This is a genomic window from Solwaraspora sp. WMMA2080 (assembly GCF_027497395.1).
Lineage (GTDB): Bacteria > Actinomycetota > Actinomycetes > Mycobacteriales > Micromonosporaceae > Micromonospora_E.
Map to the genome: position 1 here is coordinate 332,990 of NZ_CP114910.1, position 21,505 is coordinate 354,494.

19 protein-coding genes and 2 pseudogenes are annotated in these 21,505 nt (G+C 65.2%); 7 read left to right on the top strand and 14 right to left on the bottom strand.

The genetic code is table 11. From position 1 onward, the window contains the following. Positions 1-21: 21 nt before the first annotated feature. Positions 22-1,107, bottom strand: coding sequence for a hypothetical protein (locus O7543_RS01495; protein ID WP_281550539.1), 1,086 nt, complete (start codon positions 1,105-1,107; stop codon positions 22-24). Positions 1,108-1,305: 198 nt separating this feature from the next. On the opposite strand from O7543_RS01495, the gene O7543_RS01500 reads away from it, so the two are divergent. Next, entirely contained in the window at positions 1,306-1,626 is a 321-nt protein-coding gene (locus O7543_RS01500) for a multidrug efflux SMR transporter (RefSeq protein WP_281550538.1), read from the top strand. Beyond that, positions 1,623-2,318, top strand: coding sequence for a TetR family transcriptional regulator (locus O7543_RS01505; protein ID WP_281550537.1), 696 nt, complete (start codon positions 1,623-1,625; stop codon positions 2,316-2,318). Before O7543_RS01500 ends, O7543_RS01505 begins: the two co-directional genes overlap by 4 nt. Here O7543_RS01505 and O7543_RS01510 read toward each other — a convergent pair. Further along, positions 2,245-2,658, bottom strand: a complete 414-nt coding sequence (locus tag O7543_RS01510) for a hypothetical protein (protein ID WP_281550536.1) — start codon at positions 2,656-2,658, stop codon at positions 2,245-2,247. The two genes, O7543_RS01505 and O7543_RS01510, sit on opposite strands and share 74 nt — an antisense overlap. 47 nt (positions 2,659-2,705) lie before the next feature. On the opposite strand from O7543_RS01510, the gene O7543_RS01515 reads away from it, so the two are divergent. Beyond that, the gene (locus O7543_RS01515) at positions 2,706-3,002 is read left to right on the top strand and encodes a hypothetical protein (protein ID WP_281550535.1); all 297 of its coding nucleotides are present in this window, start codon (positions 2,706-2,708) and stop codon (positions 3,000-3,002) included. A 1,002-nt stretch (positions 3,003-4,004) separates the two neighbouring features. On the opposite strand, the gene O7543_RS01520 is transcribed toward O7543_RS01515, so the two are convergent. Further along, on the bottom strand, positions 4,005-5,588 hold the full coding sequence (locus tag O7543_RS01520) for a hypothetical protein (protein WP_281550534.1): 1,584 nt from the start codon (positions 5,586-5,588) through the stop codon (positions 4,005-4,007). Between the two features lie 406 nt (positions 5,589-5,994). On the opposite strand from O7543_RS01520, the gene O7543_RS01525 reads away from it, so the two are divergent. Then, positions 5,995-6,426 carry a hypothetical protein gene (locus O7543_RS01525; RefSeq protein ID WP_281550533.1) on the top strand — a complete coding sequence of 144 codons (432 nt, stop codon included), beginning with the start codon at positions 5,995-5,997 and terminating at the stop codon, positions 6,424-6,426. On the opposite strand, the gene O7543_RS01530 is transcribed toward O7543_RS01525, so the two are convergent. From O7543_RS01530 to O7543_RS01540, 3 genes are read right to left on the bottom strand one after another with little or no spacing between them, the layout of a single operon-like run. After that, positions 6,353-6,886: a hypothetical protein gene (locus tag O7543_RS01530; RefSeq protein ID WP_281550532.1), complete on the bottom strand. Its 534-nt coding sequence runs from the start codon at positions 6,884-6,886 to the stop codon at positions 6,353-6,355. The two genes, O7543_RS01525 and O7543_RS01530, sit on opposite strands and share 74 nt — an antisense overlap. Further along, complete coding sequence (locus tag O7543_RS01535) at positions 6,883-7,674, bottom strand: hypothetical protein (RefSeq protein ID WP_281550531.1); 792 nt, start codon at positions 7,672-7,674, stop codon at positions 6,883-6,885. Before O7543_RS01535 ends, O7543_RS01530 begins: the two co-directional genes overlap by 4 nt. Then, the gene (locus tag O7543_RS01540; RefSeq protein WP_281550530.1) at positions 7,671-8,012 is read right to left on the bottom strand and encodes a hypothetical protein; all 342 of its coding nucleotides are present in this window, start codon (positions 8,010-8,012) and stop codon (positions 7,671-7,673) included. Before O7543_RS01540 ends, O7543_RS01535 begins: the two co-directional genes overlap by 4 nt. 244 nt (positions 8,013-8,256) lie before the next feature. On the opposite strand from O7543_RS01540, the gene O7543_RS01545 reads away from it, so the two are divergent. Further along, complete coding sequence (locus O7543_RS01545; protein WP_281550529.1) at positions 8,257-8,517, top strand: winged helix-turn-helix domain-containing protein; 261 nt, start codon at positions 8,257-8,259, stop codon at positions 8,515-8,517. Between the two features lie 2,357 nt (positions 8,518-10,874). Here O7543_RS01545 and O7543_RS01550 read toward each other — a convergent pair. After that, complete coding sequence (locus O7543_RS01550; RefSeq protein ID WP_281550528.1) at positions 10,875-11,135, bottom strand: hypothetical protein; 261 nt, start codon at positions 11,133-11,135, stop codon at positions 10,875-10,877. Between the two features lie 385 nt (positions 11,136-11,520). Here O7543_RS01550 and O7543_RS01555 point away from each other — a divergent pair, with 385 nt between their 5' ends. Beyond that, positions 11,521-13,128, top strand: coding sequence for a 3'-5' exonuclease (locus O7543_RS01555; RefSeq protein WP_281550527.1), 1,608 nt, complete (start codon positions 11,521-11,523; stop codon positions 13,126-13,128). 510 nt (positions 13,129-13,638) lie between these two features. Here O7543_RS01555 and O7543_RS01560 read toward each other — a convergent pair. The 7 genes and pseudogenes from O7543_RS01560 to O7543_RS01590 form a co-directional block, all read right to left on the bottom strand. Continuing rightward, positions 13,639-13,923 carry a hypothetical protein gene (locus tag O7543_RS01560; RefSeq protein ID WP_281550526.1) on the bottom strand — a complete coding sequence of 95 codons (285 nt, stop codon included), beginning with the start codon at positions 13,921-13,923 and terminating at the stop codon, positions 13,639-13,641. A gap of 355 nt (positions 13,924-14,278) precedes the next feature. After that, positions 14,279-15,568 (bottom strand): hypothetical protein, encoded by a 1,290-nt coding sequence (locus O7543_RS01565; protein WP_281550525.1) that lies wholly within the window; start codon positions 15,566-15,568, stop codon positions 14,279-14,281. Beyond that, positions 15,565-16,311, bottom strand: a complete 747-nt coding sequence (locus tag O7543_RS01570; protein ID WP_281567308.1) for an ATP-binding cassette domain-containing protein — start codon at positions 16,309-16,311, stop codon at positions 15,565-15,567. Before O7543_RS01570 ends, O7543_RS01565 begins: the two co-directional genes overlap by 4 nt. Positions 16,312-17,166: 855 nt before the next feature. After that, positions 17,167-17,541 (bottom strand): annotated as a pseudogene (locus O7543_RS01575) (endo alpha-1,4 polygalactosaminidase); the annotation flags it as partial. Positions 17,542-17,701: 160 nt separating this feature from the next. After that, positions 17,702-19,120 (bottom strand): IS1380 family transposase, encoded by a 1,419-nt coding sequence (locus O7543_RS01580; protein WP_281550523.1) that lies wholly within the window; start codon positions 19,118-19,120, stop codon positions 17,702-17,704. A 127-nt stretch (positions 19,121-19,247) separates the two neighbouring features. After that, positions 19,248-19,733 (bottom strand): annotated as a pseudogene (locus O7543_RS01585) (endo alpha-1,4 polygalactosaminidase); the annotation flags it as partial. A 22-nt stretch (positions 19,734-19,755) separates the two neighbouring features. Then, positions 19,756-20,685 carry an HNH endonuclease gene (locus O7543_RS01590; protein WP_281550521.1) on the bottom strand — a complete coding sequence of 310 codons (930 nt, stop codon included), beginning with the start codon at positions 20,683-20,685 and terminating at the stop codon, positions 19,756-19,758. Positions 20,686-20,866: 181 nt separating this feature from the next. Between O7543_RS01590 and O7543_RS01595 the strand changes: the two genes are divergently transcribed. Beyond that, positions 20,867-21,469: an XRE family transcriptional regulator gene (locus O7543_RS01595; RefSeq protein ID WP_281550520.1), complete on the top strand. Its 603-nt coding sequence runs from the start codon at positions 20,867-20,869 to the stop codon at positions 21,467-21,469. Positions 21,470-21,505: the final 36 nt, after the last annotated feature.

Here is a 21,505-nt window from a genome sequence, read left to right on the forward strand (position 1 = left end):
CATGGCCGGGCCGAGGTCGGCTCACCACCACTGGCGTACGGTCACGGTCGCGGCTCCGCCGTTGTCACTGAGGTTGTTGTCGTTGATCGTGACCTGGAACCTGCCGCCTACCTGCCCGGCTGTTTCGTAGAGCAGGCACGGCGAGGTCGACGGGGTGCCGGTGTCCCGGGTGCCGACGATCGGGAACCAGCTGCCGGCCTCGTACCATCCGCGTCCGCTGACGAAGGTCGCGCCGGCCGTCACCGAGCCGATGAGCGAGTAGGGAGGCTCACCGGGCGCCGGGTAGCCGGGTACGGCGTGCTGCCAGGAGTACCCGTGCACCGGCTTGACGTTGCCCCAGAAGTCGGTCCTGATCTCCCCGGTCGCGTCGACGCGCAGGGCGTCGCCGTCCTCCAGGCCATGCTCCGCCAACCAGGGGTTCACCAGGTTGCCGGCGGCGGACCAGGGGTCGGACGTGTGGTTCGGCGTGGTCATGGGCGGCTGGCATCTCCGCAGGGTCGACGACTCCGGGGGCAGCAGGTAGCCGGTTTCGCGGCGGTACAGGCCCCAACCGGGCGCGGGCGAGCTGTAACCCGTGACCCGGTTCCACGTCGCCAGGGCGGCGTTGTCCTCGGTGGCCGGGTTCCAGTAGCTGTAGAAGGCCATCCCGCCGCCGACCGGTAGCGCGATCGGCACGTACCCCTCGATCCGGAACAGCGTGTACTCGTGGCCAGATGTCTTGCGGTCGCCGACGTTGCCGGCCCAGTTGGGGTCGGTGGTGAGGAAGTTGTCCGCTCGGTCGGGGCTCCACCAGTGGTAGAGCGGGGTGGTGCCGGCCGGCCGGGGGTTGTCGGGGTTGAAGACGTGCCCTTGGACGCCGACGCTGTGGTAGAGCGGGTCGGGCGCGCAGCCGGCGAGGCGGAAGTACTTGCAGGTCCACGCCGACTGGCTGGTGGTGAAGTAGTCGCCCCGGGCGGGGCTGAAGAAGGTGACGAGCGGGACCAGGGTGGGGCCGCCGGCGGTGGCCGGCGGTGCCGCGAGGGTCACCGCACCCGCCGTCGCGATCACTCCGGTGACGATCCCGGCGGCCAGCAGGCTCCGGATTCGGGCTAACGCAGTGGTGAACATCGATCATCCTCGTGGGGCTGAAGGTGGCGAAAGCAGGCACAGTCCAGCACCGGATCCCGGAGGTTGGCGTGAGTAGCGCGCCGCTCAAATCCGTGCGGCGGCTACTCACCCGGTGGTCGGCCGGGGACATCCGCTGCCGGCCCACCCCGTTTCTTGTACGCTTGTACATGTACGTGTGTGCGAGAACGGGAGACGGTCATGGCGTACGTGTTCCTCGCTGCCGCGATCACCGCTGAGGTGATCGGGACGAGTCTGCTCAAGTCGACCCACGGGTTCACCCGGCTGTGGCCGACGCTCACCCTGGTCGCGGCGTACGTCGCCGCGTTCGCCTGCCTCGCCCAGGCGGTGAAGACGATCCCGGTCGGTGTTGCGTACGCGCTGTGGGCCGGGCTCGGCACGGCGGCCATCGCCGCGATCGGCGCGACGTTCCTGGGTGAGTCGTTGACTCTGACGAAGGTGACCGGGATCGGGCTGGTCATCGCGGGTGTGGTGGTGCTCAACCTGGGCGGTGCCCATTGACCGCCGACCCGGGTAGCGCGGCCAGCAGCCCGGACCGCCGTCCGGCCAGCAGCCCGGCTCACGGCTCGTCCGGCGGCCCGGACCGCCGTCCGGCGCGGCCACGGGACCCGGAGGGCCGCCGCCGGGCGCTGGCCGCCGCAACCCTGGAGGTGGTCGCCGAGGTCGGCATCGGGCGGACCACGCACCGGGCGGTCGCCGCCCGCGCCGGTGTCCCGCTCGGGGCGACGACCTACTACTTTCCGACTCTGGCCGATCTGATCGTGGCCGGGCTGCGGCAGGCGCAGACGGACGTCGAGGCCGAGTTGCACCGCTGGGCCGATCAGCTCGGCGACGGCACCGAGCTGCCGGCCCGGCTCACCGGGCTGATCGGGGAGTACCTGGCCGACCGGGGTCGGGCGCTGACCGAGCTGGAGCTCTACCTGGCCGCAGCCCGCAGCCCCGAGCTGCGGCCACTGGCCCGTGCCTGGCGGGACCGTCTCTGCGAGATCCTGACGCCGCTGACCGGCGACCGTGCGGCGTACGCGGTCGCTGTCTTTGTCGACGGTGTCCTGCTGCAACACTTCGCCATCGGTGAGCCGCTGGACACCGCCGCCGTCGAGTCGTCGATCGCCGCTCTGATCAGGTCGGATCAGCCGGCTGCTGCTCGTGGTCGTCGGGCTGCTGCTGGTCGGCCGGCTGCCCGTCGGTGGTGACGGCGGCCGGCCCGTCCGGGGTGACGGCGGCTGGCCGGTCGTCCGGCTCGGCGGTGATCATCGTGGTGGTGTCGTCGATCAGGTCGGCCAGGCCGGCCGGGCTGAGTCCTTCGTCGGTGACCAGGGCGACGACCAGCAGGGTCTGTGCGGTGATGGTTTCGGCGGTGGCAGGCAGGGTGTCGTGCTGGCCGAGGGCGGCGTACATCAGGGTTTCCGCCACGGTCGGGTCGATGGCGGTGCCGGCCGGGTCGAAGCGTTCCCGGACGCTGGCGACGAAGCGGATCACCGCAGCCGGGTCACCGGCCCGGAACCCGTCGATTACGACAGGAACCAGTTGCACCTGCTGTCCGCTCTCGCCGGGGACCGCGACCGGGAGCGGTCAGCGTCGTGCTCGCCCAGGCGCCGACCGGCGGCGCCAGGACCACGGAGCCGGCCACCGCAGACGCGTTGCACACCGTCAGGCCGACCGCCGAACTCATCCACCACCGTGGCGGCCAGTTCATGTTCCCGGTCAAGGAGAACCGCCGGACCCTGTTCGACGCCCTCAACGCGCTGCCCTGGGCCGACACCCCGCCCGACCTGGAAAGCGTCGACATCGGACACGGCCGCCGGACCCGCCGGACCATCCGTGTCCTGCCCGCCCGCCCGATCTGCCGTTCCCGCACGTCAACCAGGTCTGGCTGATCGAGCGCTACGTCACGCACACCGCCACCGGGAAACAGTCCGCCGCCGCGCAGCTCGGCATCGCCAGCCACACTCCCGACCAGGCCGGCCCCGCCAAACGGGCCGCCTACAACCGCGGCCACTGGGCCATCGAGTCGTTGCACTGGATCAGGGACACCTGCTACCGGGAAGACCGGTCGACCACGCGAACCCGGTCCGGGCCCCGCGTCCTGGCCTCGCTACGCAACCTCGCGATCAACGCCCTACGCCTGGCCGGCCGAACCGACATCACGGAAGCCACCAGATGGGCCGCCCGCGACATGACCAGGCCATTCACCATCCTCAACCTTACCAGATGATCTTGAAACGTCTGTGATGTTCGTCGCCGTTTCAAAAAGAATATTAACTCGTCATGAAGATAGCGCTGTTGGGGCCAAGAATCGGCGAAGAGCTGACTCCGAACGGATATGGACGTCGACGACTTCAAGTGTCATTCTTGATCGTGTCATCGCCATACATACGAGGGGAAGGCGATGAACAGCAATTGTTCGCCCTCGTGTAGAGCTACAGGAGGCGCAGATGTTCTCAAATTCGTGGATTCGCCGCTTGATTGGGCGAGCTGGGGTAGTGGGAGCGGCCTTCGCGTTGATGTCCGCAGTGGCAGTAGCGCCATCCGCAATGGCAGCCCCGCCAGCATCTGGCGACGCGGTGGTGGTCCCGAACGACTGGAACGGGTACTGCCAGACGGACACATACAGCACGAGCGCTTGGGGTTGGTGCGATGGCACTGGTCCGCAGCGCTACGCAATCTATATTCTTTGCAGCAACAGCGGAGTTTACAAGAGTTCCAGCACTCCCTGGTTCGGTGACCGGAATGGCGCATGGGCCTACTGCCCGAGCGGAACCGCGGCGGTTTCGAGTTGGGGCGGGCGGGCCTGAGATTTGTCCTAATAAGGGGTCAGAGGACCCGGAGTGTCGCGCTCCGGGTCCTTCCTCGCTGGTCCGGGTGAAATGCCGAACGACTTAGTTACTCGGTAAGTAGATGTGGTAGCCGGGTACGTTCACAACAGTTGGTACGGCTTGACTCGTTGACATGAGTTTGATAACTAGCGGGTTGGCAGGTGAATCGACAGGAAGAACGTATGCTGGATCACTCGAATCCTGCACCGCCTCTAGATGTGGCAAGTGTCGGTTTAGGCCTGGACTCAAGTCGCCTTCGTCAATGACAGCACACACGATTCTCTCGTTTGTCGCGAAGGTGATATTGTTGCATGTCCAGTATTCACTATAGACATGGGTTACAGCTAGTTGCTCCAGCCGTGCGATCATGTTCTCTCGTTGTCGGGCGAGATCTCTCATATCAGGAGCAATCGCCACGACACTAGCAGTGGCGACAAAAGCCGATACTGCAGTGGCGGTAAGAACAGTTGCTGCGACCGCAGGCCAAACTCCCGCGCGACGTTGTAGCAATCGCCAAAGTGGCCACAACGCGGCTGGCAGCGAAATCAGGAGGCACGAGAGGTACCTGGCGCTTTCGACTGGAGTGTCTGCTGCGGCACTACTCCGAACATAGGCGAGAATCGTCAATGCGGCGCCGATCAACAGACCTAAGTGGGCTACCGAGAAGACTCTCTGTTTACCCTCTTGCTGTCGGATCGAAGCCACTGCGGTTATTGCTGCAGCTAGGAGGAGTAGTGGAAAAGCAAATCCCCACCAAAGTTGCCACGGTTCACATGCGCTCGGAGCGCAAAACCCCGTCCCCATTGGGATGCCGAAAATCACACCGCCATAAACATGATCCGTCCATGGCGATGCCTCACCGTCTCCGCCCAGACTGACCAGCACAGACACTGGATTTACGCGAGAGCTGATTGAGTGGACGAAGAGGGGTGTGGCACCTATAAGGACGCCTCCCGCCAGAAGGGCACCGAGCCTCCCTACAATTTCCTTCCTTGTGAAGATGGCTAGGACCACACCTGCGCAAAGAACATATGGCAGGACGAGTGGATCAACCCAGATCATCAATCCAGCGATGAACCCCCATGCTGCGAAGGCTGCGCTGTGATGGCGATACCGATTTGTCGCGAGCCCAACTGCGAGCAACATCAACCCGGCGCCCGCCGGATTAATTTCGGGATAGCCGCCACCGGAAATCATTTGATTCTTCAGTATCCGGTCTGAGCCGAGTGCTAGAATGCCGACTACCAGCAAGGTAAACCAGCGGCTGCGGTAAAGCTGGTTGACGAGCCGCCACATTATGATAAGAAAGGAGCCAAAGAGGAGCAGGTTCGGGATTCGCAGCGCAATAACCGATGGTCCGAATAGTGCAAATATCGGCGCGGCCAAGTAGGCTTCGAGCGTCCCCATGTAGTTCTGCCCATAGAAGAATGCCGGGAAGTTTTCGGCCTTCGATATGTGGATCGCGGCCAGTCCCATAGTCGCTTCATCGCTGTTGGTGGGTGGCACGCTCCACAGCAGTGCAAGGAATCTGTATAGGACGCCAAGTGCGACACACAGGGCGGTCAGAATCGTTGCTGGGTGAAGTCTGCCGATGGCTCGCGATCGAGTGTCATCCGACCGGGCACTGTCCACGGTGAGCGCTGCCATGTCACAGATGATGTCATACGCTCTTAGATCGTAAGTAATCCCAGGTCTCGTGGGCATACCGGCGGTCGGCGTGGCCGGGCACGGCGGTGCCGTGGTGGTGGGGTGCGGGTGTCGGCTGGTCGGGGGTGGTTGGGCCCGGGTGCGCAAGTCGGCGGAGAGGGAGTGTCACGTACCTGCCGTCGCGAGCATCCCGGTGACGATCCCGGCGGCCAGCAGGCTCCGGATTCGGGCTAACGCAGTGGTGAACATCGATCATCCTCGTGGGGCTGAAGGTGGCGAAAGCAGGCACAGTCCAGCACCGGATCCCGGAGGTTGGCGTGAGTAGCGCGCCGCTCAACTCGGTGCGGCGGCTACTGTCCCGCTCGGGGCGACGACCTACTACTTTCCGACTCTGGCCGATCTGATCGTGGCCGGGCTGCGGCAGGCGCAGACGGACGTCGAGGCCGAGTTGCACCGCTGGGCCGATCAGCTCGGCGACGGCACCGAGCTGCCGGCCCGGCTCACCGGGCTGATCGGGGAGTACCTGGCCGACCGGGGTCGGGCGCTGACCGAGCTGGAGCTCTACCTGGCCGCAGCCCGCAGCCCCGAGCTGCGGCCACTGGCCCGTGCCTGGCGGGACCGTCTCTGCGAGATCCTGACGCCGCTGACCGGCGACCGTGCGGCGTACGCGGTCGCTGTCTTTGTCGACGGTGTCCTGCTGCAACACTTCGCCATCGGTGAGCCGCTGGACACCGCCGCCGTCGAGTCGTCGATCGCCGCTCTGATCAGGTCGGATCAGCCGGCTGCTGCTCGTGGTCGTCGGGCTGCTGCTGGTCGGCCGGCTGCCCGTCGGTGGTGACGGCGGCCGGCCCGTCCGGGGTGACGGCGGCTGGCCGGTCGTCCGGCTCGGCGGTGATCATCGTGGTGGTGTCGTCGATCAGGTCGGCCAGGCCGGCCGGGCTGAGTCCTTCGTCGGTGACCAGGGCGACGACCAGCAGGGTCTGTGCGGTGATGGTTTCGGCGGTGGCGGGCAGGGTGTCGTGCTGGCCGAGGGCGGCGTACATCAGGGTCTCGGCCACGGTCGGGTCGATGGCGGTGCCGGCCGGGTCGAAGCGTTCCCGGACGCTGGCGACGAAGCGGATCACCGCGGCCGGTTCGCCGGGCCGGAAGCGTCGGTCCACGGTGAGGACGAACAGTCCGCTGAGCAGGTCGAGGTACTCCTGCCACTGGTCGTCGTCGAAGCGGGCGAGTTGGCGTTCGTGTGCGCCGGTCTGCCCGGCGACCAGGTAGGTCAGTGCGGCGGTGGGTGCGCTGGTCATCGGCTCCTCCAGGTGCGAAAGGCGTCTTCCCAGATGTGGTGGCGGACGAGCTGCCAGAAGGTGCGGAACCTGACGTGGTGCCGGCCGGCGGCGACCAGCGACGCGGCGGTACGGGCGGCGAGGCCGCGTACCTCGGTCGGTGGCTGCCGCCCGGCGGACCCGGCACCGTCGCCGGGTGGCTCGCCGTCGTCGGTGTCGGCGGCGGCGGGTGGGGTGCCGGTGAGTGGGCGTCGTGCGGCCAGCCGGCGTAGCCGCTGCTGCGGCGGGTCGTAGCCGTTGGCGAGGGCGTTGAAGTAGCGGTCGAGGGCGCCGGTGCCGACGCCGAGGCTGCCGCCGAGCTGGTCGAGGCGGGCCAGGGCGGTGCGCAGCCGGGCGGCGGCGACCTGGGCGTACGGGTCGTCGCTGCGGGCCAGGCGGTCGGCAGCGGCCAACACCCGGGGTCGGGCGTCGCCGGTGGCGCCGGCGGCGTGGGTGGCGTGCTCGCGGGCGGTCCGCAGGCCGCGCATGATGGCGGCGACGCCGACCGGGCGGCTGCCCGGCAGCTGCGGCCGGGCGACGGTGACGGCGTCGAAGACTTCGCCGTACGCCTCCCACGCCTGGTGCAGGGCTTCCTCGTAGCGGTCGACGGCGAGCCGGGCGTCCGGGGCGAGCGTGTGGGCGTCGCCGAGCTGCTCGGTGACGTGGGTGACGGCGGTCTCCAGGGCCAGGCAGACCGCCCGCAGCGCGCCGATCGTGTCGGCGGCGACCTGCAGGGCTGCGGCGTCGGCGGCGTACTCCCGGGTGCTCATGCCGACCTGCTCAACCAGGAGAACCGGGGCCGGTCGGGGGTGTCGGCGACCCGGTTGGGGTCGAGCAGCGTCGCGCCGGGGCGGCGGAACGGCAGTCGGTGGTAGCGGTGCATCGTCGCTTCGGCTTCGGTGAGGTCCGCGCACGGTCCGGGCCGTCCACAGCCGAGACAACAGCCGGTGTACGCCGAGGTGGTGTGCCTGTCGATGGTGCGTTGCGCTTCGACGACGCGGGCGCGGGCGTAGCGGGTGTAGTAGGTCGCGGAGCGTTGGTCGCCGGCCGGGCGCTGCCGGGTGGGTGGTGGTGGGACGGTCGGGGTGGGGCGGGGGTCGGGTGTCACCGGACGTTGCCTCCCGTACGCGTGGAGATGGCACCCGCCGCTGATGCGACTGTTGTCGCAGGTGGCGGGCAGGTTGACGCACCCGGCCGGCCGACAGGCGGCGTCGGCCGACCGGGCTCCTTGCGGGGCAACCACTCCGGGTTTGCAGACCAGGGAGCGGCGCGGAGACAGCTTTACATATGCGCCCATACGAAGCAACCCATGAGCGCCGATTTCTTGCCATACAAAGCTGGCGCGTGATCAAATGGGTGCGCAGATCAGGGAGCCGCCCATGCCCGCCAAGCCCAAGTGGGAGAAGATCGCCGACCACCTCCGGAGCCAGATCGTCTCCGGTGAGCTGGCACCAGGCGACAAGCTTCCGTCCACCGCACAGCTGTGCAAGGAGCATGACGTGTCAGCGATCGTCGTGCGCCAGGCCATCTTCAAGCTGCGGACCGAAGGGCTGATCGAGGGCGTGCAGGGCGTCGGCGTGTTTGTCGTCGACCCGAACGAGACGCAGGGCTGAGTCTCTGCCGGGGTGTTAGGTAGTTCGGGTGGCCTGTCGGGCTCGGTGGTGACCTCAGGTGAGCCGATTTATCCATCATGGAGTGCCAGAGCGTCAAGTCCTCCACCAACGTCCCACTGCCGACTCGTAGGCGACTACGAAGCCCCGACCCGACAACTCCGCCAAAATGATCACCATCGCGATGATCGACAACCTCGCCATACGACTGATCACCGGAACCACCCAGCCTGGTGACACGACTGACTCACGCTATGGCAAAATGCGCGAATCCGACGTCCTCTTATGTGCTAGGCAGGCCGAATCGCTGACCAACTTCGTACAAATATCGGTAAGGGCTACTTCTCATCGCATTTTCTGCACGCCGAGCTGAACCACGTTTATACAGGTACTGTGCCGAGATGCTCAACGTCGACAGAACGATACCTCCCCCAATGGTTGCGGCGAGACCTCTGGCGTCGATAGTGTTTCCTAGTATCGGTATGGCTATCGTCGACGCTGTGAGCCCGCCTGCGACAGCGCGGATGCCCGACCCCGACTTGTAAACGACCGTTTGTGCTACTTTTCGACCTTCGATTGATCGGTGAAGCATCAAGGCTCTCTCAACTTCGGCGAGTGGCTCCGCGATGGCCATTCGTAGCAAACTCATGCCATCCTTTAGGTCGTCAAGTGTGTTTGCGTCGGGAATGCTTGAGGCGAGAGTGCTGCGAATTAGCCGAAGCTCTTCATTGTATTTCTGTCGGAAATCTAGCACGTCAGATAGGGGTGCTCGAACGGGCGCCGGAAGCACCCATTGAATTGCAAGAGTCAGTATCGCATCGGCACTTATTGGCTTGGAAATGGAATGCCTATCCGGAGTTGTCGATCTGGACATCAGTACCCAGCCGTCTGTTTTGGCGCAGTGCCACTCTGCGAGGACTCCGAGGACCTGATCCACGACCCACTTCGGGCCTACGAGTGTGCCCTCGTATGTAGAATTTTCCTGTTGTGATACCCACATTCCAGCTTCGGTTGCCAAGAATTTGAAAACCCTGTTGCGAACTTTACCGGTACCGATAGTTTCGAGGCCGGTAGGTATTCCTTGCTCGAGACTATCTGGACGTATCCATTCTTCGGTCTCGCCTCTATGTAGCCATGGTGCGTGTACGGCAAAATCGGCGAGTTCTGAATCTTTGCGAGCGCTAGCGAGACGTTCGTGTGCGAAACGCAGATTGTTAATGTGATTGGCGCGGGTAGCCCGCGCAGTGTCGATTTCTCGCTTGAGGGAATCAATCCTCTGTTGCTCGGGCGACGATTGTGCGCTCGCAAGATTCTGGTGTAGGTGCTTCAATTCTGTATCAGCTGCACGTATAGCTAAATCGCGCTCCATATCGCGGCCCCAGCGCCCGCCTGGGCGGATGAGAGATGCCCGACGCGCCAAGACATGTGCTAACGCAGAACGTCGTTCCAGTTTCTGCATGGCGAGCGCAGGGGCCAGTTCGGAGCGCACGGTCGAGAGAGCGGACTCAAGGTCCCGGACCTTCCGCTCGATACGCTCAAGATCTTCTTGGTGGTGCCGTTTGATGATTGCTAGCTGTTCTTTCGCTGAAGATACAGCGTCGCGTGCGGTTCGGGCCCTGCCATTAATGGACTCGATCTGTATGGGCCATCTACGGGAACGATCGAGCCATGAATGGATGTAGGGGTCCCAGGTTGTGCGAAGGACTTGCCCCATCTGGTCATGCCAATACGGAAGTAGGCCTCGCATGAAGTGGACTAGTTCGTCTTCGTAACCCTTGTTCGGGGCGAACAGTATCGACAGTGGCTCATAGAGAGGGCCAAGTGAATCGGCCAATCTGCGAGCGGCCTTGCCGTCGCGATCGTTTCCGTACGGCCATGGAGCCAGTGTGCTGATTCTATCCTGATATAGAATGCTTGGTAGCAACCAATCCTCGGGAGGTACGAGATCCGGCTCCCACAGGGCCACCGTCGACTCAGTCATGAATCGAGCATATAAGACGGAGTCAAGAAGGTGACCGGTTGCCGTCCAGTAGAACTAGAGTGCAAGGCGCAACCGTCCCACAGATGGCGCGTAGGAAGGCATATAGAAATCGGGCCCAGCTGGATGGGTGCCGCAGTCGATTCGATGCAGGTCGAGTTCCTCGGGAGTTGAATCTTTGGCCCTCGGCGAGGTAAGCCCTGTTCTGACGAGTCGGAAACTGGTCGCAGGTCGGGTCGATTTCGACCAGCAGGCTGCGGTGACCGCGTGGACCTCGTTGCATCCGGTGTTGGGTCCGGTGGGCGGACGTACCGGTAGCGGGGACCCATGCTCAGCCAGGCGGGCAGGATCACTGTCGACATTAGGTGATCCTCCCAGCCGGTCAGAAGCTCGCGGCGTAGCCACGGCTGGACTCGATCGCGCTCTGCTTCAGCGCCGCCGGCACGGCCAGCTTCTGGTTCGCCTGCTCGACCTTGGCGATCGTCTCGGAGACCTGCGAGTGGCTGGACCCGCTGGTGATGCCGCGCAGCGCCGCCGTACTGCGGTCGAGGGCTTCCGCGCTGGCCCGGATCGCGCCGACCTGCTGGCCGACCTCGTCACCGAACCGGGCGACGCCCGCCTTGACCTCCTCAACCGAACTCACGCCGACATCCTCCCCATCGGACAATCGCAGTAGCTTCGACCGTACCGGATGAAGTAGGTCCTCGGTCGGCCTCATACTGTCGGCTTCGCGAACGATACTCGGGGAACGATCTTGCCGGATGGACAGCCCGCATGGCGGTGGAAGGAACTTCTCCGGCTGACTGCGGCTGAACCATAGACCGTGAACATGAACCCTTCGGTGGAACCGGACGCGGAATCCAGCGACGTAAGGTGCCGGTCTGAGTCAGCGGAAGTGATCCACAGAGAAGTGCTTCGAGCGCCTTGGACCTGATCCCTGCTCGCCGGTCGGCTGAGGTTGTGAATCGCCGTGCGTCAGCTCGGAAACGCCGTCCTCTGCTGATCATGCGGAGGCAGACGCTATCGACATGATCTTGATGGAGGTCGTATTTATGTTCACCCGTGGTGAACTAACTCGCCGAAGCGGCGCCGACCCGCGTGCCCTGACGTACGCCATCATCGACCTGGAGACCACCGGGCTGCACCCGAACAAGGGATCCCGCGTGTGCGAGCTGGCGATCGTGCGGATGCGGGGTGACGGCGTCGTCGTCGACGAGTACTCGACCCTGATCAACCCAGGCATGCGGATCAACAACGACGAGTACCACGGCATCACCAACGCCGACGTCAAACATGCTCCGACCTTTCAACAGGCCGCCGGCGACGTGCTGGCCTATCTCCGCGATGCCGTCGTGGTCAGTCACAACCTCGACCACGAGGAGAAGTTCCTGATCGCCGAGTTCGGGCGGCTCGGCGTCAACCTCAGTGGTCTTCCCGGGCTGTGTTCGTTGGTCACCGCCCGGACCCAGATTGACAGTTGGGGCTACAAGCTCGAGAACGTGCACCATCTGGTCACGGGGGAGTGGCTCGACGCGGTGCACTCGGCGCTCGGCGACGCAAGGGCACTTGCCGTGACCCTGACGAAGTTCATCAACGAGGCGCCGCAGCGGCTCTCCTGGATCGGGCCGCAACCCGCACCGATTCCGGCGCTACCCCGCACCGGCATCGTCGCGCCCAGGGCTGCCGGGCTGCGCAAAGGCACCGAAGGATGGCTGGCGACCCTCACCGCGCGACTGCCGCGCATGGCGTACCCGCCGCAGCCCCGGCCGGGCGGGCTGGCCGACTATCGGGCGTTGCTCGGCCACGCCCTGGCCGATGGTCGGATCGTTGGGGAGGAAGCCAACCAACTGGCGGTCGCGGCCACCAACGCCGGACTGACCCAGACCACCGCCCGCCAGGTGCACGAAGAGTTCCTGGCAGACTCCCGAGCCCGAGCCGAGGCCGACGGCGTGGTCACCCCGGCAGAGCTCCGGGAACTGCAGCGGGCGGGTCGGGAACTCGCATCATCGCACCTCATCAGCGACCTGGAGGAAGCGGCAGCCGCCAACCGGGCCAGGGCCAACGGGCCGCTCAAGGGCTGGCGGATCCTGCCGATCGGCGACTCGCCCGCCGTTACCGAGGTGATCGACTACGCCGTGGAGCACGGTGCGAAGGCCGCCGTCAGCTTCACCAAGACGGTACGCCTGGTGGTCTGCGACGACCCGTTGGCTGACGATCCTCGGTTGGCGAAGCCGGCCGCGGCCGGTGTCGACGTTCTTGCTCCTGAGCATGCTCGCAAGCTGCTGGAAGACGAGGCCGCAAAACGTGCGACCGGGCTCTTTGCCGACCAGACCGGCGAACAGGTCGCCCAACGGATCGCGGCCGAACGTGCCAATGAGGGTCGACGCTCCCGACCCGAGTGGCACGGGTCCTGGCGCAAGTACGAGCTGACCGACGCCCAGTACCACCAGACGTTCGTGGCGCGGGATCGGAGTTGGAACGAGCCGCACGTGTACCAGGTCGACATGGCGGAGCTTCGCGAGCGGCAGGCCAGGGCCGCGTCGGCGACGCGCAGCAGCGGTTGCGCGGTGGTGCTCCTCGCCGGTGGCGCAGTCGCGGCCGGCCTCGCCGAACTCGTCCGTCAGATCGTGGCGTAGCGCGGCACCAGGGCCTAATGAGCCACGCCGTGAGGCAGAAACCGAGGCGGTCCACGCACCGTCGATTGCAGACCGCGGCAAGCACCCACACGCCGTCCATCGATACGCCGTCCATCGATACGCCGTCCTTCGGCACGCGGTCCTCAATGAAGCGCCGGCCGCCAACGGGGACCGGTAACCCGAGTCGATGCTGATGCGATAGTCGCCTCGACCGGCAGTTTGCTGCTGGTCGGGCGATGGTTGGGGTGAGCGACTGCGGCTCGGCGGCCGAGCTCGGCGGCGACGACAGCACCCCCGCCACCCGGGCACCGAACGGTTCGGTGAGCCCGGGGCGTTGTAGCAGGCCCGGAAGACGTAGGTGCGACAGCCGAGCGCGGTGACGTCGAGGTCGCGGCGGACCACAGAGACCGGCTGTGCGACTCATCGTCGACGCGTTACGGGCTACGGTGCTACAGCCGGTTCGGCCGTCGACACCCGTATATAGCATACGAAACGTGACGCCTTCGGGTATCACCGGGACCGTCGCCACGAGTTCAGCCGCCGGCGCCGCCACGGCGTCGCCGCGTAGGCTCCCAACCCGATGGCGAGTATGGCCGCGCTGAGTAGGAGCGATGCAAGGTCATCTCCTGGGCGTGCGGTGAACTCCCACCAGAAGTACTCGCCCTGCCGGGAGGTGCCCCAGTAGAAGAGGATCACGGCTACCAGCGCCGGCCCTGTCCATGCCAACCGCCAGCCGAGCCACAAGCCGGATAGAAGGGCCAGGCCGGTCCAGGCGAGCCAGGACCGTGCGATCATCAGTAGAACGACTGGGCTTGTCGTCAGTGATGAGATCCCAAGATAGGCAATTGCGCATGTGATCGTGGTGCCGCAGAGATATCCGCGCTGCCAGCGCCGAAAGCGTCTGGTCGCGACCGCTTCTAGCGTGGAGAGGTGGCTATGCAGGCCGAGAACGGGAAGTGTCGCGGCTGCCATGGCCAAGAAACGCCAAATCGGTACGGTGATGCTTCCATCTCGCGTGGCCGTCGGTAGCGCTGTCTCGTAGTCGCCGAAAGTAGCAGCAAGTGCGGCTAGTATCGTCGTAGCGGTAAGGACGTGGCTGAATCGTCGAGCGGCGAGAAAAGCGCGTTCAGGTGCTGCGGTCGTGAATAATTCACGAACTCTTGTTGCAGTATCTTCCATGGATTTCACCTACCTCCCGCTGAGCCCAGTCGAACTGCTGATCCTGTCTGAGATCGTTAGCGATCGCGCGTCCGGCCGCGAATGCTTCCTGCATGTGGTCAGGGGCGTTGGTTTGATAATCGGGCTGTCCGTTTCCTGCTAGGTAGGTTTCCAGCCAGGCGTTCAGAGTGGAGAGGCGGGCCTGGTCTGCGGAGGTCAATGAGTCCCAGATGCAGGCTGCCCCGGAGTGGCCCGGGAAAGTGGCCGTGACGATGGCATTTGCGATGTCGCTTGCATATGACCACGGGCTGCCTTCGAGTATGTAGAAGTGGGGCGAAGCCTCCTCGATTTCGTATATCACTCCGTCGTCGATGCGGACTGTGCGCTCCACCCCGAATTGGATGATACGTTCCGGTCGCTCAAACTCCGCCGGCAACTGATCGATTCGAGCGCTGATACCAGTAATCGATGATAAATACTTCTTGTGTTCGGGCCAGATGCATATCGTGACCGTTCCGTTGGTGCAGAGGGCGTTGCTCCCTATCGGTTCGCGGTCGACAACCAACGGTCTTGCTACTGCCACGCCGATGACCATAAGAATTGTGGTGATTAGTGCTGCGGCGACGGGAAGGCGAGTGCGGGAAGGCTTGGTTGGAATCCAGGCCAACCCAACAATGAGTGCTGCTATGGTCAGCATCCGAAATGTGATACCGAGGGGGTCGATCATGGCATTCGGATGCCCGCTTACCACGATGAAGCCGCCCGCTCGATCCAACAGGGCAAGAAGGAACAGGAACCCAACAGAGGCGGTCATGGCTGCAAAGACGGGGGTGAAAAGCTTGCCGATCAGCCAGCCTATCGCTGTGGCAAACAGGGTGACGAAAATGCCAAGAAGAAAGTATCCGGCCCAGACTTGTACTCCAGGCGGAAATGATCGGGCGGTTATTGCAAATGCAACTGCCTGCCCGGTTAGATAGGGGGCTAGCAGGATAATAGCGGTCGATCCAAGTCGGTGTGCCTCCAACCTATGGGTGCGAACTGAAGCGGTCGAAATTTGTTCGTCCAGCCCGTGCCTGTTCGTCGCGCCTGCTGCCCATGCTGCGGCACCTGCGCCAAGTATGCCGACGAGATAAGCGGGCACCTGTGCTGCGGCGCCAGTCTCCGGCCAGGAGCCAATCCAAAAGTTGCTACGCAAAAACAGCACCGCCAGGTCCAGGGCAATCAGAATGGGCACAGCCACCCGGATCGGTGAGTTGCGAATATGGAGCCACAGGATTCTCATATCCGCTGCTCTCCCTCTGGCAGCAGGTGTATGTATGCGCGTTCAAGTGCGGTATGTCCCGGGAGATCTGCACGGTCCATACGTTCGAGTTCGGCAACAGTGCCATCGAACCTGGCTGCCCCGGCATGGAGCACGACAACTCGGTCGGCCGTTGCGGCAACGTCATCAATCAGATGGGTGCTCAATAGCACGATTGTATTGCTGAGTCCGGTAATGATCTTTCTGAAGTGCAACCGTTGGCGTGGGTCGAGTCCGACGGTGGGCTCGTCGAGCAGAACAAGGCGTGGTTGCCCGACGATTGCCCATGCTATTCCGGCCCGCTGCCGCATCCCACCCGACAGCTTTCGCATCCGGCTCCGCCGCTGGTCGGCCAAATCAACCTGTGCAAGCGCTTGATCAACATGTCGGCGTAGATCAGTTGTGGAAACACCGCGAAGCCACGCTGCATAAGTCACAAAATCAGTGACGGTCATCTGAGGATCGAAACCAAAGTCCTGGGGCAGGTATCCAATTCGATTGCGGACGGTGCGGGCCGTTCGTTCGGAGTCAATCAAGATGTCGTCGATACAGATGGTTCCCGAGCGTGGTGGCATGATGGTCGCGAGAGTCCGGAGCAAGGTCGTCTTTCCGGCGCCGTTCGGGCCGAGTAGGGCTGTTATGCCCGGACGTAGTGTCAGGTCAAGCCTGTCGATGACGGTCTTCCTGTCATACCCCTGCACCAGTGAATCGAGAACCGTAGTCACAGTATATTGATCCTTAACCCCACGGAGGCGGGGAGTGCGAATCAACGCACTCCCCGCCATTGATCTAATTTGTCAGTGAACGTTGATCGTTCCCCTGACTGCGCTGAAAGTGCAGTCAGCGCCGCTGTGAGTCGTCGTGTTGCCCTGCGTGCGGTAGACGGGAAGTGACCTGAGGCCCTGTAGACTACATTCCATTACCGACTGGTAGATCGTGCTGTAGGAAGCTCCGGACGGGGGATCGCACTTCTGTGCCCACGCGGTATTCCACCACTGGGTGTAGCAGTTTCCGGCCTTGCTGGACGTACCCGCTGCTGATGCGGGACCGACGGTGAGGCCGACCGCTCCGGCGGCGAGCACTCCCAAACACCGCTGCTTGCGCGAGCTGTACGCGTAGGCGTGACTTGGGCCGACTCGTGGTTGGGCGCATGACATCCTCTCAGGTCGGGGACTGCGCGGCCTCGGCAAGCGCTGAGGCCACCTTGGACTCTAGATGTCGGCGGTCTGTCGAGTCAACGTCGAGGGAACTTCGTAATCGATATGTCGGACACAGGATGGGAGTGCGCAGACCTCGGATGGTCCGCCTGCTCAGGCGTGCCTACTCGCACTTTTTCCGGCAATGGATCGTTGGGACCTGGCCACGTCATGAAGCTGACGTAGAGACTCTGTTTATATCCGAAGTGGTCTGATGTAGTTCGTGACCTAACATGGTGCGAGCTGGGGTAGCCAAAGGTGTCGACTGGTGACTACGTTCTCCGGTGGTGACTGGAACACGACGGTCGTCGCCCGTCGACGGGTACGGTCGGGCACCTGACCTGACACTGCCGGCGTCCTTCTCGCGAGAGGGTCTGCCGGTCCTCAGCAGGCCCGGTAGACGTAGGTCGGGCTGCCGGGTGCGGTGACGTCGAGGTCGCGGCGGACCACGGACACGTTCGCGCCGACCGCCGCGCACGCGGTGGTGTAGGCGTCGTCGGTGTACTCGATGTCGATGACATTGTCGCCGTACACCGTGGTGTAGTCGCCGCATTCGTCGTAGCGGCCGCATTCCTCGGCGATCGCCAAGTCGAGGCCGGCGGCTCTGCCCCGGGTGCCGAGTTCGGTGGTGTTCTTCTGGCCGATGGCCAGGCCGGCGGCGTGGGCGTGCGGGGCGAGCAGTTTCAGGTATTCGACGGCGTCGTCGATGGTGAGCAGGTCGTCGGAGCGGTCGTACGAGTCGATGTTGTCGGGTTCGACCCTGATTCTTCGTGGGTCTGACGCCGTTCGATGACCAGCGAGTCTGCATCGTTGGCGGTGGATGTATCGGCTCCGTTGGGTGTGGTTGTGGGCCGGCTGTCGCGCCGGTGGCGTGGTCTCCTGGGGTTCCTCCTGGTCGTCGGGGCGGTGGTGTGGGTGGTCAGGTGGCGGGCATGGGCATCCGGCGGATGATCTCGATGGCGGTGGCCAGGTCGGTGGCCCAGGGCCAGGTGTGGGGTAGGCGTAGCCACCGGTAGCGGCGGGCGCGGACCAGGCGTGCGGGGGTCTGGAAGATCCGGTAACGCAGTGTCTTGGGCTCGGCCTTGGCCAGGGCGCCGGTCAGCGCGTAGAGGCGCATCCACGCGGTGAGGTCCACGGCGATGGTGACGGCGGCGCACCAGGCCTTGTTGACCTGCCATTGTTTGGACGGCAGATGCCCGAGGCCGGTGTCCTTGGTGGTGCGTACGTCGTCTTCGACGCGGGCGTGTACGCGGTGACGGGCGTCGGCGCGTTGCACGGACAGGCCGTCCGGGCCGTGGGCGCCGGTGTTGGTGACGAACGCCGAGTACCGGTAGCCGCAGGTGTCGAACAGGGTGGCCTGTTCGTGGTCGAACAGCTTGCGCCGGCGCACGATGACCCGCATCGTCTTCGGCCACTTCAGGCCGGTCAGCCGCTCGCGGAGCAGGTCGGTGATCTCGGTGACCTGAAGGCCGTCGATGACCTCGCCGGTGGTGTTGGACAGGCACGGGACCCACCAGTCGTCGGGTCGGCGGTTGCATGCCGCCCGGACGTGTTCGTCGACGTCGAACCCGATCGAGTACGCCACTCGACGCCCACCGGTCTGGTCGAGGCTGTGCAGCCAGTCGATGAGCGTGTGTGAGGCGCCGGCACCGTCGGAGGTGATCAGCAGGTCGTCGCGTCGGTCGGCGGGTATCTGCGCGATGGCCTGGCGCAGGACCTCGATCAGATCGGCGGCGGTGTTCGCCCCGGCGTTGCCGGGGCGGGGCATCAGGGCGGCCAGTTCACCGGTGTTGTCGATCCACACGCCGAGGCTGTGGAACCCGAACGTCTTCTTGAACGTCGCCTCGGCGTGTTCCTTGCGGGAATGGGCCACGGTGATGGTGCCGTCCACCCGCAGCACGATCGTCCCGCCCATGCTCAGGCCACCGGCGTAGGTCGCCTCCGGCACGCCGGCCGGTAGCAGGCTCCACAGATGCGCGCGCGACTTCGCCCGCGCGGCGTCGATGCGGTGCAGACCGCTGTCGCTGATCTCACCCAGCGCGCGCAGGGCGGTGGTGTCCGAGGCCACCGGCCCGAACAACGCGGCCTGGGCCCGTAGCGCCTCGATGTCGTACACGTCTGTCCCGCCAGCGGCGATCGAACACGCGATGTCAGTCAGGACCCGGCCCCGGTCATGGACCGGATCGAATCCCGGCCTGGCTAGCACGGTGGAGATGCCCGCCGTCAGGCCGGTGCGGTCGGCGAGCATGCGTAGGCCCGCCACCCCGACCATCGCCACCACCCCGTCACCGTCGGCGGTGACACGCAGGTCCTTCGACCATCCGGTAAGCTCACGCACGTCGGAAGTGCCTCCTCGCTAGAGATCCTGGTAGATGTCGCAATCACCATTTTCCCTTGCCTGGCAGGCACTTCCGCGTTTCCGGGCCTCACGAAACCGTTACAAGATCACGACCCCGTGAATATCCAGGGTCGACGGCCTGGAAGCCGTTGGCGGCGCAGCCGTCGATCCAGGTGTTGACGATGTCGGCGATCGCGGTGCGTTTCGCGGCGGTGGAGATGTCGAGCAGGATCTCGTTCCAGTCGCCGTCGACGACGTACTCGCTGTCGGCGTCGCGTAGCAGCAGGTCGTCGTGGTTGCGCTGCCACCAGGTGACCTCGTGGGGCTGGACCTGGAAGGCGTTGACGTAGCAGATGGTGTAGAGGCCGGCGGCCGGGTCCGCCTCGCGGTCGCGGCTGACCACCGTGACGCCGCTCGGTGGGGCGTACGGATCGCCGATCTGGTAGTCGAACCGGGCGTCGACCGGCGGCAGGGTGACCCCGGCGGCGGCCGGGGTCGCGTTCGTCTCGGCCGCCGGATCCGGGCCGCCGCCGACGCGGGCGGCGACGAACAGCGCCCCGCCGACAAGGACGGCACCGACGACGAGACTGACGGCAACGGTACGCGGCACCACGACTGGCCTCCGGGCCCGAGCTTCAGTGCTGGAAGACCGTGTCAGTGTGCCATTCGAGCAGGTCGTGGTCGGGGCGGCGGGCCTTCTGCTCGGGTACGGCGATCTCGGTGCCGGCGCGGGCGTAGAACTGTTCGCCGTTGCCGAAGTCGTCGCGCAGGCGTCGGCTGACCAGCAGCCGGTACTTCGGGTCGACGCCCAGGTAGCCCTGGTCGAACAGGATGTGTACGTCGGCCCGCAGCAGCATGCCGTTGTCGATGCGGTGCTCGCCGCCGGCGGCCACCGGGCGGATGTGCGCGGCCTGCAGCGCCGGCCGCAGCTTGCTGTCGGTGATCGCGCAGCGCCGGGAGTACGTGTCAAGGACGACCGCCTTGAACGACTGCTGCCCGAGGCGCTGCGGCCGGAGCCGGGGGTCGCCGAACACCGGACCCGGCCGGTGCCAGGCACCCTCCGGATCGACGCGGACCTCGCCGCCGAGCAGGAGTTTCGTCAACTGCTCGAAGTAGTCGAAGTGTGTGCCCGACGACAGGTCGTACGTCTTGCCCTGGGTGAGGTTCGGCGAGAACTCCGGCGGGGGCTCCGGCTGACGGCCCTCGGGGAAGAAGACCGTGTCGCGGATGAAGATGCAGCCGATGACCGGGTCCTCGCCGGGGCCGATCGGATCCCTGCGGTACTTGCCGATGTCGCGGGCCATGTCGGCCAGGGAACCCGCGCCGTTGGCCTCCCCGAACAGCCCCCACGCTTCCGAGAGCCGCAGCTTCGCGAAGCCGCTGAAGAAGCCGCCGCCGACGATCCGATTGTGCGGGTAGCGGCTCTTGAAGAAGAACGGCTCGCCGGGGGTCAGGACCTTGAAGCTGCCGCCGCCCGGCCGCCAGAAGTTGACCTCGTTGATCTGCGGTCGGGCGGCGAGGAAGCTGCGCCACTCGCCGTCGGTGACCCCCACGAACGCCTTCACCCGGTCATCTTGCTCGGCGGGCGGCGCAGCCCGGAATGGGCCGACCGGCTGACAGTCGAGAGTGCACCTTGCCGGCGCGGGCCGGACACGGTTGGATCACGCTGATGCCCCGGCGAGCCGGACCCGGTGCTGCTCCGTCGGGCTCGGACCCGTCCTTGGCCTGCATCGGAGCGACCTGTTCGTGATCGCCGGTCAGCCGGTGCCGGACGATCTCACCCCGCTGGACGCCACCGCGTCGAGCACGCTCGGATCGCTGGCCTGGTCGTTGACGTACCTGCCGGGTGCCGTGCCGGAACTGCACCAACTCGTACGCGCGATGCCGCAGCAACCCCGCCCGGCCTCGCCGCCAGCGGTGCCACCGCGACACCGGCGCCTGCGCGGTGCCGCTGGCCTGGTGGTGCGGCTGCTGCACAACCGGAACCTGATTCTGCACGGCTCCGCCAAGTACCTGTTCGGCATCGGCAACGGTCCGGCGCTGTCGGGGTCGACGATCGGCTTGATCGGCGGTGCCGAGAAGGTGTTGACACCCGAGCTGCTGGCCGGGTTCGCCGCGTTCCTCGACGTTGCTTGGGACGACCTCAGCACGCTGACCGGAATCGACCTGGCTGGAGTCGACCAGCCGACGCACCCGGACGCGGCCGAGGTCGCCGAGCTGATCTGGGCGGCCCGCCGCCTGACCGCCGACCAGCTGCGACAGGTCGGCCGTCACGCCCACGCCATCCGGCATCGGCGCACCGACGAACGTGAACCGGGGCTTCGGTGCAGCTGCCCCAACCCCGCCTGATGCCAGGCCGGATGGGACGGACACGTGCAACTACCG

Bases quoted from the DNA above. Each gene is read 5' to 3' on its own strand.
- O7543_RS01495 (WP_281550539.1), bottom strand. From the start codon at position 1,107: ATGTTCACCACTGCGTTAGCCCGAATCCGGAGCCTGCTGGCCGCCGGG.
- O7543_RS01545 (WP_281550529.1), top strand. From the start codon at position 8,257: ATGGGTGCGCAGATCAGGGAGCCGCCCATGCCCGCCAAGCCCAAGTGG.
- O7543_RS01565 (WP_281550525.1), bottom strand. From the start codon at position 15,568: ATGAGAATCCTGTGGCTCCATATTCGCAACTCACCGATCCGGGTGGCT.
- O7543_RS01535 (WP_281550531.1), bottom strand. From the start codon at position 7,674: ATGAGCACCCGGGAGTACGCCGCCGACGCCGCAGCCCTGCAGGTCGCC.
- O7543_RS01520 (WP_281550534.1), bottom strand. From the start codon at position 5,588: ATGGCAGCGCTCACCGTGGACAGTGCCCGGTCGGATGACACTCGATCG.
- O7543_RS01500 (WP_281550538.1), top strand. From the start codon at position 1,306: ATGGCGTACGTGTTCCTCGCTGCCGCGATCACCGCTGAGGTGATCGGG.
- O7543_RS01530 (WP_281550532.1), bottom strand. From the start codon at position 6,886: ATGACCAGCGCACCCACCGCCGCACTGACCTACCTGGTCGCCGGGCAG.
- O7543_RS01560 (WP_281550526.1), bottom strand. From the start codon at position 13,923: ATGATCGCACGGTCCTGGCTCGCCTGGACCGGCCTGGCCCTTCTATCC.
- O7543_RS01555 (WP_281550527.1), top strand. From the start codon at position 11,521: ATGATCTTGATGGAGGTCGTATTTATGTTCACCCGTGGTGAACTAACT.